18 protein-coding genes are annotated in these 15,571 nt (G+C 69.6%); 7 read left to right on the top strand and 11 right to left on the bottom strand.

The genetic code is table 11. The features are described from left to right. The first annotated feature begins 4 nt into the window (after nucleotides 1-4). A complete protein-coding gene (locus tag ACVDFE_RS07600) occupies nucleotides 5-847 on the top strand; it encodes an aminodeoxychorismate lyase (RefSeq protein WP_458430018.1) in 843 nt (280 codons plus the stop codon). Nucleotide 848: 1 nt separating this feature from the next. Here ACVDFE_RS07600 and ACVDFE_RS07605 read toward each other — a convergent pair whose 3' ends face one another. From ACVDFE_RS07605 to ACVDFE_RS07655, 11 genes are all read right to left on the bottom strand, one after another. Further along, a complete protein-coding gene (locus ACVDFE_RS07605; protein WP_458430019.1) occupies nucleotides 849-3,383 on the bottom strand; it encodes a glycosyl hydrolase family 18 protein in 2,535 nt (844 codons plus the stop codon). An 85-nt stretch (nucleotides 3,384-3,468) separates the two neighbouring features. Next, nucleotides 3,469-4,320 (bottom strand): 5-oxoprolinase subunit C family protein, encoded by an 852-nt coding sequence (locus ACVDFE_RS07610; RefSeq protein ID WP_458430020.1) that lies wholly within the window; start codon nucleotides 4,318-4,320, stop codon nucleotides 3,469-3,471. After that, nucleotides 4,317-4,904 carry a 5-oxoprolinase subunit PxpB gene (gene pxpB / locus ACVDFE_RS07615; RefSeq protein ID WP_458430021.1) on the bottom strand — a complete coding sequence of 196 codons (588 nt, stop codon included), beginning with the start codon at nucleotides 4,902-4,904 and terminating at the stop codon, nucleotides 4,317-4,319. Before pxpB ends, ACVDFE_RS07610 begins: the two co-directional genes overlap by 4 nt. Before the next feature lie 66 nt (nucleotides 4,905-4,970). Further along, complete coding sequence (locus ACVDFE_RS07620; RefSeq protein WP_360396765.1) at nucleotides 4,971-5,582, bottom strand: heme-binding beta-barrel domain-containing protein; 612 nt, start codon at nucleotides 5,580-5,582, stop codon at nucleotides 4,971-4,973. A 247-nt stretch (nucleotides 5,583-5,829) separates the two neighbouring features. Further along, on the bottom strand, nucleotides 5,830-6,129 hold the full coding sequence (locus ACVDFE_RS07625; protein ID WP_360396767.1) for a DUF1416 domain-containing protein: 300 nt from the start codon (nucleotides 6,127-6,129) through the stop codon (nucleotides 5,830-5,832). Nucleotides 6,130-6,134: 5 nt separating this feature from the next. After that, entirely contained in the window at nucleotides 6,135-6,980 is an 846-nt protein-coding gene (locus ACVDFE_RS07630) for a sulfurtransferase (protein WP_360396769.1), read from the bottom strand. A 33-nt stretch (nucleotides 6,981-7,013) separates the two neighbouring features. Further along, nucleotides 7,014-7,451, bottom strand: coding sequence for a DUF4395 domain-containing protein (locus ACVDFE_RS07635; RefSeq protein WP_360396771.1), 438 nt, complete (start codon nucleotides 7,449-7,451; stop codon nucleotides 7,014-7,016). 73 nt (nucleotides 7,452-7,524) lie between these two features. Continuing rightward, nucleotides 7,525-7,602, bottom strand: coding sequence for a putative leader peptide (locus ACVDFE_RS07640; protein WP_352235731.1), 78 nt, complete (start codon nucleotides 7,600-7,602; stop codon nucleotides 7,525-7,527). A 79-nt stretch (nucleotides 7,603-7,681) separates the two neighbouring features. Further along, nucleotides 7,682-8,101, bottom strand: a complete 420-nt coding sequence (locus ACVDFE_RS07645) for a thioredoxin family protein (protein WP_360396773.1) — start codon at nucleotides 8,099-8,101, stop codon at nucleotides 7,682-7,684. Next, nucleotides 8,098-8,934: an LmeA family phospholipid-binding protein gene (locus tag ACVDFE_RS07650; RefSeq protein WP_458430023.1), complete on the bottom strand. Its 837-nt coding sequence runs from the start codon at nucleotides 8,932-8,934 to the stop codon at nucleotides 8,098-8,100. Before ACVDFE_RS07650 ends, ACVDFE_RS07645 begins: the two co-directional genes overlap by 4 nt. Then, entirely contained in the window at nucleotides 8,931-9,587 is a 657-nt protein-coding gene (locus tag ACVDFE_RS07655; protein WP_458430024.1) for an alpha/beta hydrolase family protein, read from the bottom strand. The genes ACVDFE_RS07650 and ACVDFE_RS07655 overlap by 4 nt, the downstream gene beginning before the upstream one ends. Before the next feature lie 240 nt (nucleotides 9,588-9,827). Here ACVDFE_RS07655 and ACVDFE_RS07660 point away from each other — a divergent pair, with 240 nt between their 5' ends. From ACVDFE_RS07660 to pstB, 6 genes are all read left to right on the top strand, one after another. Beyond that, nucleotides 9,828-10,580 (top strand): response regulator transcription factor, encoded by a 753-nt coding sequence (locus ACVDFE_RS07660; RefSeq protein WP_360396779.1) that lies wholly within the window; start codon nucleotides 9,828-9,830, stop codon nucleotides 10,578-10,580. Between the two features lie 10 nt (nucleotides 10,581-10,590). Next, nucleotides 10,591-11,466, top strand: coding sequence for a mycothiol synthase (gene mshD / locus ACVDFE_RS07665; RefSeq protein ID WP_458430025.1), 876 nt, complete (start codon nucleotides 10,591-10,593; stop codon nucleotides 11,464-11,466). 198 nt (nucleotides 11,467-11,664) lie between these two features. Next, a complete protein-coding gene (gene pstS, locus ACVDFE_RS07670) occupies nucleotides 11,665-12,771 on the top strand; it encodes a phosphate ABC transporter substrate-binding protein PstS (RefSeq protein WP_360396781.1) in 1,107 nt (368 codons plus the stop codon). A 33-nt stretch (nucleotides 12,772-12,804) separates the two neighbouring features. Continuing rightward, nucleotides 12,805-13,869, top strand: coding sequence for a phosphate ABC transporter permease subunit PstC (pstC, locus tag ACVDFE_RS07675; RefSeq protein ID WP_458430026.1), 1,065 nt, complete (start codon nucleotides 12,805-12,807; stop codon nucleotides 13,867-13,869). Beyond that, complete coding sequence (gene pstA, locus ACVDFE_RS07680) at nucleotides 13,866-14,780, top strand: phosphate ABC transporter permease PstA (RefSeq protein ID WP_360396785.1); 915 nt, start codon at nucleotides 13,866-13,868, stop codon at nucleotides 14,778-14,780. Before pstC ends, pstA begins: the two co-directional genes overlap by 4 nt. Nucleotides 14,781-14,790: 10 nt before the next feature. Continuing rightward, complete coding sequence (gene pstB / locus ACVDFE_RS07685) at nucleotides 14,791-15,567, top strand: phosphate ABC transporter ATP-binding protein PstB (RefSeq protein ID WP_360396787.1); 777 nt, start codon at nucleotides 14,791-14,793, stop codon at nucleotides 15,565-15,567. Nucleotides 15,568-15,571 lie beyond the last annotated feature (4 nt).

The raw sequence follows: 15,571 nt of genomic DNA on the forward strand, positions 1-15,571 counted from the left end.
CGCCATGCGCGTGCTGGCACTGCTCGACGGAACCCTTGCCGACCCCGACGCCCCGCAGATCCGTGTCGACGACCTCGGTCTGATGCGCGGCGACGGCGTCTTCGAAACCATCCTCGTCGTCGACGGCAAGCCCCGTGAGCTGTCGCCGCACTTGGACCGCCTGGAGCGGTCGGCGGCCATGCTCGACATGCCGGTCCCGCCGCGGCCGGAGTTCGAGCGCGCGGTCGAGCTCGTCATCGCCAACTGGACCGGTGGCGGCGAGTTCGCGCTCAAGCTCGTCTACACCCGCGGTGTCGAGGGCGGCGACGGTACCGGCACCGGGTTCGCGCTGGGCATGGAGATCGGCGCGAAGGTGCTCAAGCAGCGCGCCGAGGGCCTGTCCGCGGTGACGCTGGACCGCGGCATCGAGGCGGACCTCGCCGACCGCGCGCCGTGGTTGCTGCTGGGCGCCAAGTCGCTGTCGTACGCGATCAACATGGCCGCTGTCCGCGAGGCCGAGCGCCGCGGCGCCGCCGAGGTCATCTTCACGACCTCCGGCGGTTCCGTGCTGGAGGGCCCCACCTCCACCGTGGTCCTGGTGCGCGGCAAGACGCTGGTCACGCCGCCGTCCGAGCTCGGCATCCTGCCCGGCACCACGCAGTACGCGTTGTTCCGCGCCGCCGAGCGCGCCGGCTGGACCGTGCTCGTGGAGCCGGTCCAGACCGGCGAGCTCTACGACGCCGAGGGCGTGTTCCTCGCGTCCAGCGTCCGCAAGATCACGCGGGTGACCACGCTGGACGGCAAGCAGCTGCCCGACTCGTCGGCCCTGCTCACCGAGCTGCAGGGCCTGTACGAGTCGGAGTACTGAGCTACCTCAGCCCGGCGTCGACCGCGGCCAGCAACGGGCCGCGGTCACCGGACATCTCCCAGAACATCGCGCCCAGCAGGTTCTTCGACTTGAGCCACGCGGTCTTCTTCTGGATCGACCACACGTCGTCGAAGGTCCACCACTGGTTGCCGGTGTAGCAGGACGTCGCCACCGCCACCTCGTCGTGGAAGACGGTGCAGTTCGGCACCGACGCGACGAGGTTGGCGTACCCGCGCGTGCCGGACTCCTCCGGGAACTGGCCCGGTGCCGCGCCGCCCGCCTGCTGCCACTCGCCGTTCTTGCCGCCGTTGACCACGTTCTGCCAGCCGCGGCCGTAGAACGCGAGCCCGAGCGTGATCTTGCGCGGCGGCACCCCCGCGTCGAGGTAGGCCTGCACCGTGCTCTCCACGCTGAACTTCGTCGGGTACGGGTCGTCCGGGTCCGGGTACAGGTTGCCCTGGTGACCGGTCCGGTTGGGCTCCCACGAGTTGTCGCTGCCGGAGCCGTGGAAGTCGTAGCCCTGGACGTTGAAGATGTCCATCGACTGCGCGACCCGCCCGAGCTCCCAGCCCGCCTCGATCTTGGCCGGGTCGGCCGGCGTGAACGCGGTAAGCTGGTAGCGCTTGCCGGTCGTGGCGCCGTAGGCGTCGATCTGCCGGCGGAACTCCTCGATCAGCAGGGTGTTGTTGACCTTGTCCTGCGGGCCGAAGTGGTTGCCCGCGTGGCCCTCCGCGCCCGGCCACTCCCAGTCGAGGTCGAAGCCGTCGAAGATGCCCGCCGCCGTGCCGGGACCGCCCGCGCCGTTGTAGACCGGCAGGTTGCCCTTGAGGTAGACGTCGATGCACGACGACACGAACTTCTTGCGCGCCGCGTCGGTGGCCGCGACGTCCGAGAAGTACTTGGAGTACGTCCAGCCGCCGAGCGAGATCAGCACCTTCAGGTCCGGGTGCTTCGCCTTGAGCTTCTTGAGCTGGTTGTAGTTGCCGCGCAACGGTTCCCAGCCGCTGTCCGCCACACCGTCGACGGACTGGGCCGCCGCGAACGGCCTGCTGTAGTCGGCTTCCGCGTCACCGGCGCCGTCACCCTGGTTCGGGTCCTGCGGGTTCGGGCTGGTGCCCTTCGTGACACCGTGCAGGCACGTCAGGTTGACCGGGTCGATGTTGCCGAACGCGTAGTTGACGTGCGTCAGCTTCGCGGCGTCCATGTCCTTCACGAAGTACTGGCGTCCGTAGATGCCCCACTGCACGAAGTACCCGACACGGGCGTGGCCGCCGACGATGTCACTGGTGCGTTCGTTCACCGCGTTGCTCGCGGCGGACACGTTGTCGTAGATGTCCCGTGCGCGCACGGTGAACGTGTAGTCCGTGGACGGCGCAAGGCCACTGACGACCGCGGTGGTGCCGGAGACCGTCTGCTTCACGGTCGAGCCGACGTAGACGTCGTAGTTCGCGACGCCGCGGTTGTCGGTGGACGCGGTCCACGCCAGCGTGACGCTGCCCGCGTCCTTCGCCGTGGCGCGCAGGGCGCCCGGCGCGGTCGGCGGGGTCGTGTCGTCGGCGGGGTTGTTGGTGGTGACCGCCACGGCCGTGCTCGGAGCGCTCTGCGTGCCCTTGGTGTCCTTGGCGCGCACGGTGAACGAGTACGCCGTGTTCGGGTTCAGGCCGGTGATGATCGTGGACGTCGTGGTGGAGCTGCCGGCGAGCGTGCTGCCGTTGTAGACGTCGTACCCGGCGATGGGCAGGGAGCCGGGGTTCGACGCGGTCCACTGCAACGTCACCGTGCGCGTGGTCTTCGTCGGCGAGGTGAGGCCCGTCGGGGTGCTCGGCGGGGTGTCCGCGCTGCCGTCGCAGTTCGCGTTGTTGATCCGGCACGTCACCGGGTCGACGTTGGAGCTGATGGCGAACGTCGGGCTGTACGGCTCGGTGCTGCCACCCGCGGCCACGGTCTTGTTGTAGTGCAACGGGGTGATGGTGACCTGGTTGCCGTTCTGGCTGACGGTGCCGTTCTGGCCGTTGCCTGCCGTCACGCCGTTGGGCAGCGTGAGGGAGATCGACCAGTCGCTCACCGCGGCGGTGGTGTGGTTGCGCACGACGAACTTCGCCGTGCCACCGGCCACCGAGTACTCGGCGGTGAGCCCGGTGGGCGCCGGTGCGGGGTCACCGCTGCCGTCGCACGCCATGCCGTTGATCGTGCAGGCGGTCGGGTCGGCCGCGGCGCTCAGCGTGAACGTCGGGCTGTAGGGCTCGGTGGTGCGCCCCGCGGGGAGGTTGGCGAGGTAGAACGCCGGGGTGAGCGTCACCCGCGTGCCGTTCTGGGTGGTGGTGGCGTTCTGGACGCCGCTCACCGTGACACCGGTGGGCAGGTCGAACTTGACCGACCAGCCGTTGAGCGCGGCCGTGGACGCGTTGGCGACCACGAGCTTGGCGCTCGTGCCGGTGCGGGTGAAGGTCGCGGTGATGCCCGTGGCGGCGTGTGCAGGGACCGCCAGGGCTGTTACCGCGACCAGAATCGCTAGGAGGGCAGGGAATCGGCGCATGCGGAACTCCAGTTTGGTGAAGGTTCCGCGGCGGCCTGGTGGATACCGTATTTGGTCTGGACCACTTCCGTCAACGCCGTGGTCCTCAGTTCCGCGGCAGGAACCTCACCGTCGTGCCGGGCCTGGCCTGGCCGAGAAACCGCAGGTGAGCGCTGTCGACGACACCGATGACGGGGTAGCCGCCGGTCGTCGGGTGGTCGTTGAGGAAGACCACGGGCTGCCCGTCCGGCGGCACCTGGACCGCGCCGGTGATCATGCCCTCGCTGGGTATCTCGCCGTCACGACGATTCAGAACGGTGCCCCGCAGTCGCACGCCGACCCGGTTGCCGCGGTCGCTGACGGTCCAGGAACCCCGGCGCAGCTGGGTTTCCGCGTCCTCGAACCAGTCGTCGCGCGGGCCGAGCAGGACGGGAACGGTGATGGTCTGCGGTGCGTGGAACGGCGGCACGACGTCTGCGCCGGTCGCCGGGTTCGGGGCGCCGAGCTCCAGGACGTCGTTGTCCCGCAAGGGTTCTGGACCGATTCCGGAGAGCAGGTCGGTCGACCGGCTGCCCAGCTCCGCGCGCGCGTCGATGCCGCCCGAGACGGCGAGGTAGGTGCGCAGGCCGGTCTGCGGGGTGCCGATGACGAGGGTCGCGTTCGCCGGCAGGTGCACCGGCTGGTGCGAGTCGGCGAGCCGGCCGTCGACGCGGACCTCGACCGCGGGCCCGGTGATCGCGACCGTGCAGGAGGAGTGCGCTTCGAGGTGGAGGCCGCCGAGCAGCAGTTCGAGGCCGGCGGCGGTCTCGTCGTTGCCGACCAGCCGGTTGGCGAGCCGCAGCGAGTGCGGGTCGACGGCACCGGACGGCGGCACGCCGAGGTGGGCGTTGCCGGGGCGGCCGAGGTCCTGGACGAGCGCCTGCGGGCCGGTGCGGACGATCGTGACGCGGCGGCTCATGCGACCACGAACCTGACCTCGTCGCCGGGCGCGAGCAGGGCCGGTGTCTCGGCCCCGGGGTCGAACAGCGTGATCCGGGTGCGGCCGATCAGGCGCCAGCCGCCGGGGGTCGCACGCGGGTAGGCGGCGGTGAACTCGCCGGCGATGCCGACCGACCCGGCCGGGACCTTCGTGCGCGGCGAGTCGAGCCGGGGTTGCCGGAGCACCTCCGGCAACCCGGTCAGGTAGCCGAAGCCGGGAGCGAAGCCGCAGAACGCGACCTCGTAGGTGGCGGCGGTGTGCAGCTCGACGACCTCGGCGGTGCCGATGCCGGCGGTCTCGGCGACGAGGTCGAGGTCCGGCCCGTCGTAGGTGACGGGGATGGTGACCTGGCGGGACTCGGTGGCGGGCGCCTTGGTCAGGTCGACGTTCGCGAGCACTTCCCTGACCCGCGGCAGCGCACCCTTGACGAGCACCGTCCTGGCGGCCGGGACGAGCTCCTCGACCCCGGGCAGCCCGTGCAGGGCCGCGCGGACGGCCGCGACCTCGGTCAGCGAGTCGACCTCGACCAGGAGTGCGTCAGTACCGCAGCGCCGCAGCAGCATGGACCCATGCTACGGGGAATCGTGGGATTGTTGAACAATCCCACGACCCCGGCTTCAGCGTGTCGCTCAGCCGACGATGCGCTGGAGCTGCGCCGACGCGTGCGCCTGCATCGGCTGCCCCATCATGGCGCGCTCCTCGACGTAGGCGAGGTCGCCGTTGACGATGCCGTAGAGCCGCTGGGCCGCGGTGACGTCCTTGGCGGTGGCGGTGCGGATCAGCGCGTCGGTCTGGAACTCCCAGGCCGTCTGCTTGATCGGCTTGCCGTAGTACATCTCGATGATGCCCGTGTTGTGCGTGAGCAGCACCTCGATGGTGTCGTCCGGCTGCGGGCGCCAGAACCCGCTCTCCCGCGCCGCCGGCCTGATGACCTCGCCTGCCTCGTTGAGCAGCCACGACCGCGCCTCGTAGACGAGGAACGGCCGGCCGTCGTGGGCGAACGTGATCTGCTGGCCGAAGCGGAACGGGCCGTCGATCGTCGGGTAGACGACCTCGCCCTCACCCCGCCACACACCCACCAGCGGCAGCACCGCGAGCAGGGCGTCGTTCAGGTTCGCGCCCTCCCGCAGGTTCGCCGTGTCGCCCGGGATGGGCATGTCGGTGAACTGCGGCAGGTTGCGGGCACGCGTCGCCTCCGCGCGCTGCTCGGCCAGGCGGATGGCCTCGTCGCCGCTGGTCATCGCTGGTCGGAGTAGAGCCGGTACACGACGTAGGCCGAGAACCAGACGACCGCGATGGTCACGAGCACCAGGAGTCCGGTGAAGATGTGTTCCACCGGGAAAGGATATCCCGGGGCGGCTGACGTGCAGGATTGTGGTGGTGGACGACACGGCTCACGCCCCGCGTGAGCCGCGGCTGTCGCGGCAGGCCTGGACGGCGAAGGGCCCCGGCAGTGGCGTGACTGCCGGGGCCCTCCTGCTCGAAGCGTCAGGCGACCGCGATCTCCAGCGAGTGCACGCCGGGACCCGAGGCCGCCACGTCGGCCTGCCCGTTGCCGGTGCGGTGCAGGGCGCGGACGGTCCAGCTGCCCGGCGCCGCGAAGAACCGGAAGTCGCCCTCCGGGGAGGAGACGACCTCGGCGGTGAACTCGCCGGTCGAGTCCAGCAGGCGGACGAAGGCGCCGCCGACGGGGGTGCCGTCGGCCACGACCTTGCCCTGCAGGACGGTCTCCGAGGACGAGACGTCGATCGCGCCGCCCTGGACGGGCGCGCCGCACGAGTCGCTCATGGTGATCAGGCCTCCTTGCCGGAACCGAGCTCGATCGGCACGCCGATGAGCGAGCCGTACTCCGTCCAAGAACCGTCGTAGTTCTTGACGTCTTCGTGGCCGAGCAGCTCGCGCAGGGCGAACCAGGTGTGCGAGGAGCGCTCGCCGATGCGGCAGTACGCGATGGTCTTGCGCGAGCCGTCGAAGCCGGCCTCCTCGTAGAGGGCGCGCAGCTCCTCGTCGGACTTGAAGGTGCCGTCCTCGTTGGCGGCCTTGCTCCACGGCACGTTCACGGCCGAGGGGATGTGGCCGCCGCGCTGGGCCTGCTCCTGGGGGAGGTGGGCCGGGGCGAGGAGCTTGCCGGAGAACTCGTCGGGGGAACGGACGTCCACGAGGTTCTTGTTGCCGATGGCCTCGACGACCTCGTCGCGGAACGCGCGGATCGAGAGGTCCTGCTCCTGGGCGGAGTAGGAGGTGGCCTCGCGGACGACCTCCTCCTTGTCCAGCGGACGGCCGTCGAGCTCCCACTTCTTGCGGCCACCGTCGAGGAGCTTCACGTCGTTGTGGCCGTAGAGCTTGAAGTACCAGTACGCGTAGGCGGCGAACCAGTTGTTGTTGCCGCCGTAGAGGACGACGGTGTCGTCGTTGGAGATGCCCTTGGCGGACAGCAGCTTCTCGAAGCCCTCGCGGTCGACGAAGTCGCGGCGCACCGGGTCCTGGAGGTCGTTCTTCCAGTCGATCTTGACGGCGCCGGGGATGTGGCCGCCCTCGTACGCGGTGGTGTCCTCGTCGACCTCCGCGAAGACGACGCCGGGCGTCTGGAGGTTCTCCTCGGACCAGGCTGCCGAGACCAGCACGTTCTCACGGCTCATCGAAGTTGCTCCCATTTAAGGTTCAGTGCTTGTTCATTGGGGACGGGCAAGGGCGGGTGCGTACCGGCGCAGCAGCAGGTACATCTCGCACCCGAGGCACAGGCCGAAGGCGGCGTTGAGGAACGCGGCGACCAGGGCGAGGCCGGTGGCGACGGTGCCGAACGTGGGGTAGCCCGCTGCGTAACCGACGGTGCCGAGCAGCGCGAACACGAAACCGACGCCCTGGGCGAAGCGCAGCGGGGCCGCTTCCTCGCGTTCGGTGGTCGGGGTGATGCGCGGCTGGACGGCGTACCGGTAGACGTGGCCCCACGGGTTGAGCTTCAGCGAGATGAACGCGCACATCGCGAAGAGCACGGTCTGGGCGGCTAACAGGCGCCACCAGCCGGTGAGCAGCACGATCGCGAGGACTACGGTGGTCATCCAGGCGGAGAAGCGCGGTCCGCGCGGGTCTACAGGGGCATCTTGGGGCACGACGACCTCCGGACATTCGGACGAGGGGTGATTCAGTCCGTCAGAGGTGGCTGGTGGGCGTCAAGCGGCCCAGTCAGCTCGTCGTGCGACACAGGCTGCTGCGCACGCGGCACAGATCAACCGCGCGTCGCTTCGTGAGCAGCATGGTCATGCCAGCGAGGGTAGTACCCGATCCCTCGGTCCGGGAGATATGTCCATCAGGTGGAACAACGCAGGTTCACTCAACCGGACTAGGCCGATTGCGCGCCCAGATGTGGGCGCAACGCGGCCAGCAACGTGTCCCGTTTCGGCACCCCGCCGACCCGCAGCACCTCGGTCCCGTCGGCGGTCAGCGCCAGCGTCGTGGGCGTGCGCATCACGCCGAGCCGCGCGGCCACGTCCGGCAGGTTCGTCACGTCCAGCTCGGCGTGCGTGAGGCCGTCGGTGCGGTCGGCGAGGTCGCGCAAGATCACCTTGGCGTGCCGGCACGGTGCGCAGAACGTGGTGGAGAGCTGGACCAGTGTCACGCCCGGAGCGAGCAGCGCGCGCACGGGCTCCGGCAGGTCGACGGCCCGCGCCGGCTCCTTGATGCGGCCCTCGCGGACCTTGAGCAGCACGCCGATCGCACTGGCCACCGCCAGCGCGCCCAGCAGCGCCCACACCCCGGTCATCGCCCGGCCAAGGGTACGTCCGTGACGATGCCGCTCAGGGTGAACGCGCCGTTCTCCACCTCGACGGCGGTGGGCTTCGCACCGAACGGCAGCGCGCCGGGGTCGATCTTGATCGCGAGTGCGTTGCGCAGCTGCGGGACGAGCTGCTTGAGCGACGCGTCCTCCAGCTCGATGTCGTCGACGGTGATCTGGATGGCGCCGTCGACGAGCGCGATCTGGCCGTACGCGGCGACCGTGATGGTCTTGCCGGCGAGGTTCGTCTGGCCGGACAGCTTGATCGCGGCGGTCGTCTTCTGCTTGGGCGTCTCCGGTGCCGCGGGCGTCGGAGTCGTGGTGGTCACCCGGTTGTCCGGCTCGATCGACAGCTTGTCGAACGGCGTGACCTGGTTCGCGAGCCGGTTCAGGTCGAGCGCCTTGATCCGCACCTTGCCGTCGACCTGGTCGATCGTGGCCTTGGAGACGTTGCCCGCCAGCAGGTCGCCCAGCTCGACGCGGGTGTGCAGCAGGTCGGCCTCGACGTCGAGGTCGCGCAGCTCGATGTCCTTCTGCTCGTCCTTGATCGGCACGCCGTAGGCGTCGATCTCCACGCGCTGGTAGTCACCGCGGATCGCCTGCAGCACGAACGGGAAGCCGCTGATCCGGACCGACGGGTCCTCCTTGAGCTGCAGCTTCTCCCGCATCCGCTGCGCGATCTGGTACTCGGCCGCCGCGGCCAGTGCGAAGTCGGCGGCCACCAGCAGCACACCGAGCACGAGCACCGCGATCACGAGGAACTTGCCGCGCCGCGACTTCCGCTTCACCTTGCGCGTCTGTCCAGAGTGCCCTGCAGTCATCCCTCGTCCTCGACGTTGCCGGCGGTCCAGGCCGCCATCCGGTCTACCAGGTCAGGAGTCGTCGCCGATTCCGCGTGCCGCATGCCCGGTTCCAGCCACAGCCGCGCATGTCCGGAGGACGCGCGGTGCAGCGACTTGGCGTGCTCCGGTCCGAAATAGTGGTCCAGCTCACCGTGCACGAGCAAAAGCGGGGTCGGTGCGATCCGCGAGACCACCTCCAGCGGACTCTCGGGCACCTGTACCCACGGGTCACCGAGCCGAACCCCCATCGCACGGGCGGCGAGCTTGCCGTGCGGCTGTTCCAGCAGCCAGTGGACCCGCCGCATCGGCGCGGTCTCCCGCGACCACCACCGCGCGGGCCCGCTCACCGCGACCACGGCGTCCAGCTTCGCCTCCCCCAGCGCCGCGTGCCGCACGACGATCGACGCGCCCATCGAGAACCCGACCGTCGCAACGCGGGTGTAACCCAGTTCACGTGCCGTCCGGACGGCCGCCTCCACGTCGTGGACCTCGTCGGCACCGACCGTGCAGCGCCCGCCGGACTTGCCGTGACCCCGGAAGTCGAACGCCACGACACCCCCGTGCCGGGCGAACCGGGCGAGCACCCGTGCCACGTAGGGCTTGGTCACGTTGTTCGTGAACCCGTGTGCCACAACGAAAGCGAGGGGGCCTTCACCCTTGTGGTGGACGCCGTGCAAGCGCACGCCGTCGTGTGACATGGATGTAACAGGCGTGACGCTTGTGGAAACAACTGTGAGCACGGCTTCTTGACCTGGGACTTTCTCGGGGTGCACCGGTATTGTCTCCGTCATCCGCAGGCAACGGGGCCCGGTCACCGTACGCCGCTGGTCTGGTCGTGGTGACCGACCACGGCCGACTTGGAGGGCGCCGCGATGAGCATCGACGTGCTTCTGCTGACGACAGACCCCGACCCGGAGGCGGTGCTCCCGGCTCTGGCGCTGCTCCCGCACGCGGTCCGCCCGCTGCGTCCTGAGGTCTCCGCGCTGCTGGAGGCGGGCCCGCACGACATCGTGCTGGTCGACGCCCGCACCGACCTGGTCGGAGCGCGGTCGCTGTGCCGCCTGCTCGACTCGTCCGGCGTGGACGTCCCGGTCGTGGCCGTGGTCACCGAGGGCGGGCTGGTCGCGGTCAACTCCGACTGGTCGGTCGACGAGATCCTGCTCCCGACCTCCGGCCCCGCCGAGGTCGACGCCCGCCTGCGCCTGGTGCGCTCGCGCCGCGGCACCACCCAGCCCGGTGGCGACGGCGCGTTGCAGCTCGGCGACCTGGTGATCGACGAGGCCACCTACACCGCGCGGCTCAAGGGCCGCCCGCTCGACCTCACCTACAAGGAGTTCGAGCTGCTCAAGTACCTCGCGCAGCACGCGGGCCGGGTGTTCACCCGCGCGCAGCTGCTGCAGGAGGTCTGGGGCTACGACTTCTTCGGCGGCACCCGCACGGTCGACGTCCACGTGCGGCGCCTGCGCGCCAAGCTCGGCCCCGAGCACGAGGCGCTGATCGGCACCGTGCGCAACGTCGGCTACAAGTTCGTCCGGCCGCCGCGCCCCGGCTCGTCGCGCCGCGCGTCCGATGTGGAGATCGCCGACTCCGTCCGAGTCCTGGATGACGAGTTGATCGCGCGGTAGGTTCGCCGGTGTGGCGCAACTGAGCTGGTTCGACGAGCTGACGACCGACCAGGCTGCGGAGGTCGCGCAGCTGCTGACCGCCGCGGAGGCGACCGACGGCGTCGCCCCGGTGGGCGAGGCGGTCAGGCTGCGGATGCGGCCGGGCGCCACGGGCAGCAGGCACCTGCTCGCCCGCGTCGACGACCGGCTCGCCGGCTACGCGCACCTCGACCTGCTGGGCGACTCCGGCGGCCACCAGGTCGCCGAGCTCGCCGTGCACCCCGAGCACCGCCACCGCGGCGTCGGCGCAGAGCTGGTGTCCGAGCTGCCCGCGCGGAACCTGCGGATCTGGGCCCACGGCGGCCACCCCGACGCGGACCGCCTCGCGGGGAAGCTCGGTTTCGACAAGGTCCGCGAGCTGCTGCGGATGCGCCTGCGGGTGCAGGACGACCTGCCGGAGCCCCGGCTCCCCGAGGGCGTGGTCATCCGGGCGTTCGTGCCCGGCAAGGACGAGGCCGCGGTCGTCTACGTGAACCACCGCGCGTTCGACTGGCACCCCGAGCAGGGTGCGATGTCCATCGAGGACGTCCGCGCGAAGGAGCAGGAGCCGTGGTTCGACCCGGCCGGGTTCCTGCTGGCGTTCGACGCGGAGGACCGGCTCGTCGGCTTCCACTGGACGAAGGTGCACACCCCCGAGCTCGGCGAGGTCTACGTCGTCGGCGTCGACCCCGACCGGCAGGGCGGCGGTCTGGGCAAGGCGCTGACCCTCGCGGGCCTGCGGCACCTGCGCGACCAGCGGGTCCAGGAGGTCATGCTCTACGTGGAGTCGGACAACACCGCGGCGGTGCGGGTCTACACCAAGCTCGGCTTCACCCTGTGGGATGCAGACGTCCAGTACGCGCGGTAGTCAACGTACCGTCACAAAACGCATACGCGCTGGTCACGCAGTCACTCTTTCGGCCGTGTGACCCGTCACTTCCCGTTCGGTGTTCACCTCCCGTTCACCCGGTCTAGGTGGTCTGTCCACTCTGGCTACCTACCTTCCGAAGCGAGCGGCGACGTCCGTCGCGAAACCGCTAAAGCTTCCGCAAGGTGGAGGACCAAGGTGAAGATCCAGCGGCACGGCGCCGTGCTCGGCCTCGTCGCGGCCAGCGCGCTTCTGCTCGGTGCGTGTGGTTCCGACAACAACACGGGCGCGGGTGGCAGCACGAACACGCCCGCCGCCTCCGGTGTCGAGTGTGGCGGCAAGACCAAGCTGAACGCCGAGGGCTCTTCCGCCCAGAAGAACGCCGTCGACGCGTTCGTGCAGGCGTACCAGGCGGCTTGCCCCGGCACCGACCTCGCCTACAACCCGTCCGGCTCCGGTGCCGGCGTCAAGAACTTCAACGCGGGCCAGGTCGACTTCGGCGGCTCCGACTCCGCGCTGAAGGAGGGCGCCGAGACCGAGGCGGCCGCCAAGCGCTGCCAGAGCAACCCGGCGTGGAACCTCCCGCTGGTGTTCGGCCCGGTCGCGGTCGGCTACAAGGTGTCCGGCGTGGACAGCCTGGTGCTGGACGCCAAGACCACCGCCGCGATCTTCTCCGGCGCGGTCAAGAAGTGGAACGACCCGGCCATCAAGGCGCTGAACGGCTCCGCGAACCTGCCGGACAAGGACATCGCGGTCATCTACCGCTCGGACGAGTCGGGCACGACTGACAACTTCCAGAAGTACCTGAAGGTCGCCGGTGGCTGGACCAAGGGTGACGGCAAGCAGTTCAAGGGCGGTGTCGGCGAGGGCAAGGAGAAGTCCGCCGGTGTCGCGCAGGCCGTCGGCTCCATCGACGGTGCGATCACCTACGTCGAGTGGTCGTTCGCGCAGGACAACAAGCTCTCGATCGCCAAGATCGACTCCGGTGCCGGTGCGGTCGAGCTGACCGCCGAGTCGGCCGGCAAGGCCATCGACGGCGCGAAGGTCAAGGGCGAGGGCAACAACCTCGTCCTCGACCTCGACTCGATCTACGGCTCCAAGGCCGCCGGCGCGTACCCGCTGCTGCTCGCGACCTACGAGATCGTCTGCTCGAAGGGCTACGACGCCGACACCGCGAAGGCAGTCAAGGCGTTCCTCACGGTCGCCGCGACCACGGGCCAGCAGCAGCTCGCCGACGCCGGCTACGTGCCGCTGCCCAAGGCGTTCCAGGACAAGCTGCTGACCGCCGTGAAGGCGATCGCCTGAGGTTGATGCGAGACTTCGACCAACGCTGACGCGATGAACGATCCCGTCGTGGCCAAGCGCCCCGCCCGCACCGGTGCCGCCGGTGCGGAGCGGGGCGTTGCGGCTGCTCCCCACGCCTCGGAGGCTCCGATTCCCCCGACACCGGAAGCTCCAGAAACCCCTAAGGCACCGCACGTTCGGCCCGGTGACCGCATCTTCCGCGGCCTGGCGACGGGGTCTGGTGTCTTCATCGTCGTCCTCATCGGCGCGATCGGCCTGTTCCTGATCTTGCAGGCCATCCCGTCGCTCGGGCTGGACAACGTCAACTTCCTGACCAGTCGCGAGTGGAACACCACCGACCCGTCCAACCTGCGGTTCGGCATCCTGGACCTCACGCTCGTCACGGTCGTGGTGGCGGTGCTGGCCCTGCTGATCGCCATGCCGATCGCGCTGGGCATCGCGCTGTTCCTCACCCAGTACGCGCCGCGCAACCTCGCCCGGCCGTTCGCCTACGTCGTGGACCTGCTCGCCGCGGTCCCCTCGATCGTGTTCGGCCTCTGGGGCCTGTTCGTGCTCGGCCCGGTGCTCTTCCCGTTCTCCGAGTGGCTGATCTCCAACCTCGGCTGGATCCCGCTGTTCGCCAAGGGCAACGTGAACGTCCAGCTCGGCGGCACCATCTTCACGGCGGGCATCGTCGTCGCGGTGATGATCCTGCCGATCATCACGGCCGTCACCCGCGAGGTCTTCGAACGCACGCCCACCATGCACGTCGAGGGCGCCATCGCCCTCGGTGCGACCAAGTGGGAGGTCGTGCGCACGACGGTGCTGCCGTTCGGCAAGGCCGGTTACGTCAGCGCCTCCATGCTCGGCCTCGGCCGCGCGCTGGGCGAGACGATCGCCGTCGCGATCATCCTGAGCACGGCCACCCAGCCGTTCGGCTGGTCGCTGTTCGACGGCGGCTCGACCTTCGCCTCGAAGATCGCGCTGGCCGCGCCCGAGTTCAACGACCCGCGCTCGGCAGGCGCCTACATCGCCGCCGGTCTGGTGCTGTTCGTGCTGACCTTCGTCGTCAACGCCATCGCGCGCTCGATCGTCGCCGGCCACAAGGAGTACGAGTGAGCACCAACCTCGCCGACCCCACGCGGCTCGCGACGCCGCCGACGTTCCAGTCGGTCAGCGTCTCCCGCCGGCTCAAGAACGGCCTCGCCACCACGCTCGTGTGGGGCGCGTTCGCGGTCGCGATCATCCCGCTGGTGTGGGTGCTCTACACCGTCGTCCAGCGCGGCTTCCCGGTCATCCTCGACGGTGACTGGTGGCAGAAGTCGATGTCCGGCCTGCTGGCCCGCCAGCAGGGCGGCGGCGCGTACCACGCGATCTACGGCACCCTGGTCCAGGGCCTGATCTGCGCCGTGATCTCGGTGCCGATCGGCATCATGGTCGCGATCTACCTCGTCGAGTACGGCGGCCGTTCGAGGCTGGCCAAGGCCACGACGTTCATGGTCGACATCCTCACCGGTGTCCCGTCGATCGTCGCCGCGCTGTTCGTCTACACGGTCTGGATCACGTACTTCGGCCTCGGCCGCAGCGCGCTCGCCGTGTCGCTCGCACTGGTGCTGCTGATGGTGCCGGTCATCGTGCGCACGACCGAGGAGATGCTCAAGATCGTCCCGGACGAGCTGCGCGAGGCCTCCTACGCGCTCGGCATCCCGAAGTGGAAGACGATCGTCAAGATCGTCATCCCGACGGCGCTCTCCGGCATCCTGACCGGCATCATGCTGGCCCTCGCCCGCGTCATGGGCGAGACGGCACCGGTGCTGGTGCTCGCGGCGTACGCGCCGTTCATCAACTACAACCTGTTCGACGGCCCCATGGCCTCGCTGCCGTTGATGATGGTGAACGAGCGCAACAACCCGACGCAGGCGGGATTCGAGCGCATCTGGGGCGCGGCGATCACGCTCGTCGTCCTCATCACCCTGTTCAACCTCCTGGCGACCGTGATCTCGCGGGCGCTGGCGCCGAAGACGAAGTGAGCGGGCGGACATGGCCAAGCGACTCGACATCAAGGACCTGAACCTCTTCTACGGCAAGTTCCACGCCGTCGAGAACGTCTCGCTCGCGGTGCCGCCGCGCAACGTGACCGCGTTCATCGGTCCCTCCGGTTGCGGCAAGTCCACGGTGCTGCGGTCGCTGAACCGCATGCACGAGGTCGCGCCCGGCGCGCGCGTCGAGGGCAAGGTGCTGCTCGACGGCGAGGACATCTACGCGTCCACTGTGGACCCGGTCGAGGTGCGCCGCACCATCGGCATGGTGTTCCAGCGGCCCAACCCGTTCCCCACGATGTCCATCAAGGACAACGTGGTGGCCGGTCTGCGGCTCGCGGGCGTGAAGAACAAGAAGCAGCTCGACGAGGTGGCGGAGCGCTCGCTGCGCGGCGCCAACCTCTGGAACGAGGTCAAGGACCGCCTCGACCGCCCCGGCGGCGGCCTCTCCGGTGGTCAGCAGCAGCGCCTCTGCATCGCGCGTGCCATCGCGGTGCAGCCGGACCTGCTGCTGATGGACGAGCCCTGCTCGGCCCTGGACCCGATCTCCACGCTGGCGATCGAGGACCTGATCACGGAGCTGAAGAAGGAGTACACGATCGTCATCGTGACCCACAACATGCAGCAGGCGGCGCGCGTGTCGGACCAGACCGCGTTCTTCAACCTGCTCGGTGTGGGCCAGCCCGGTCAGCTCATCGAGGTCGACGACACGGAGAAGATCTTCTCCAACCCCGGCCAGAAGGCGACCGAGGACTACATCTCCGGCCGGTTCGGCTAAATTG

Source organism: Lentzea chajnantorensis (assembly GCF_054300775.1).

Coding starts and splice junctions, on each gene's coding strand:
- ACVDFE_RS07600 (WP_458430018.1), top strand. CDS start 5: ATGCGCGTGCTGGCACTGCTCGACGGAACCCTTGCCGACCCCGACGCC.
- ACVDFE_RS07605 (WP_458430019.1), bottom strand. CDS start 3,383: ATGCGCCGATTCCCTGCCCTCCTAGCGATTCTGGTCGCGGTAACAGCC.
- ACVDFE_RS07640 (WP_352235731.1), bottom strand. CDS start 7,602: ATGACCATGCTGCTCACGAAGCGACGCGCGGTTGATCTGTGCCGCGTG.
- ACVDFE_RS07630 (WP_360396769.1), bottom strand. CDS start 6,980: ATGAGCCGTGAGAACGTGCTGGTCTCGGCAGCCTGGTCCGAGGAGAAC.
- pxpB (WP_458430021.1), bottom strand. CDS start 4,904: ATGCTGCTGCGGCGCTGCGGTACTGACGCACTCCTGGTCGAGGTCGAC.
- ACVDFE_RS07610 (WP_458430020.1), bottom strand. CDS start 4,320: ATGAGCCGCCGCGTCACGATCGTCCGCACCGGCCCGCAGGCGCTCGTC.
- pstB (WP_360396787.1), top strand. CDS start 14,791: ATGGCCAAGCGACTCGACATCAAGGACCTGAACCTCTTCTACGGCAAG.
- ACVDFE_RS07625 (WP_360396767.1), bottom strand. CDS start 6,129: ATGAGCGACTCGTGCGGCGCGCCCGTCCAGGGCGGCGCGATCGACGTC.
- pstC (WP_458430026.1), top strand. CDS start 12,805: ATGAACGATCCCGTCGTGGCCAAGCGCCCCGCCCGCACCGGTGCCGCC.
- ACVDFE_RS07660 (WP_360396779.1), top strand. CDS start 9,828: ATGAGCATCGACGTGCTTCTGCTGACGACAGACCCCGACCCGGAGGCG.
- ACVDFE_RS07650 (WP_458430023.1), bottom strand. CDS start 8,934: ATGACTGCAGGGCACTCTGGACAGACGCGCAAGGTGAAGCGGAAGTCG.
- ACVDFE_RS07645 (WP_360396773.1), bottom strand. CDS start 8,101: ATGACCGGGGTGTGGGCGCTGCTGGGCGCGCTGGCGGTGGCCAGTGCG.
- ACVDFE_RS07620 (WP_360396765.1), bottom strand. CDS start 5,582: ATGACCAGCGGCGACGAGGCCATCCGCCTGGCCGAGCAGCGCGCGGAG.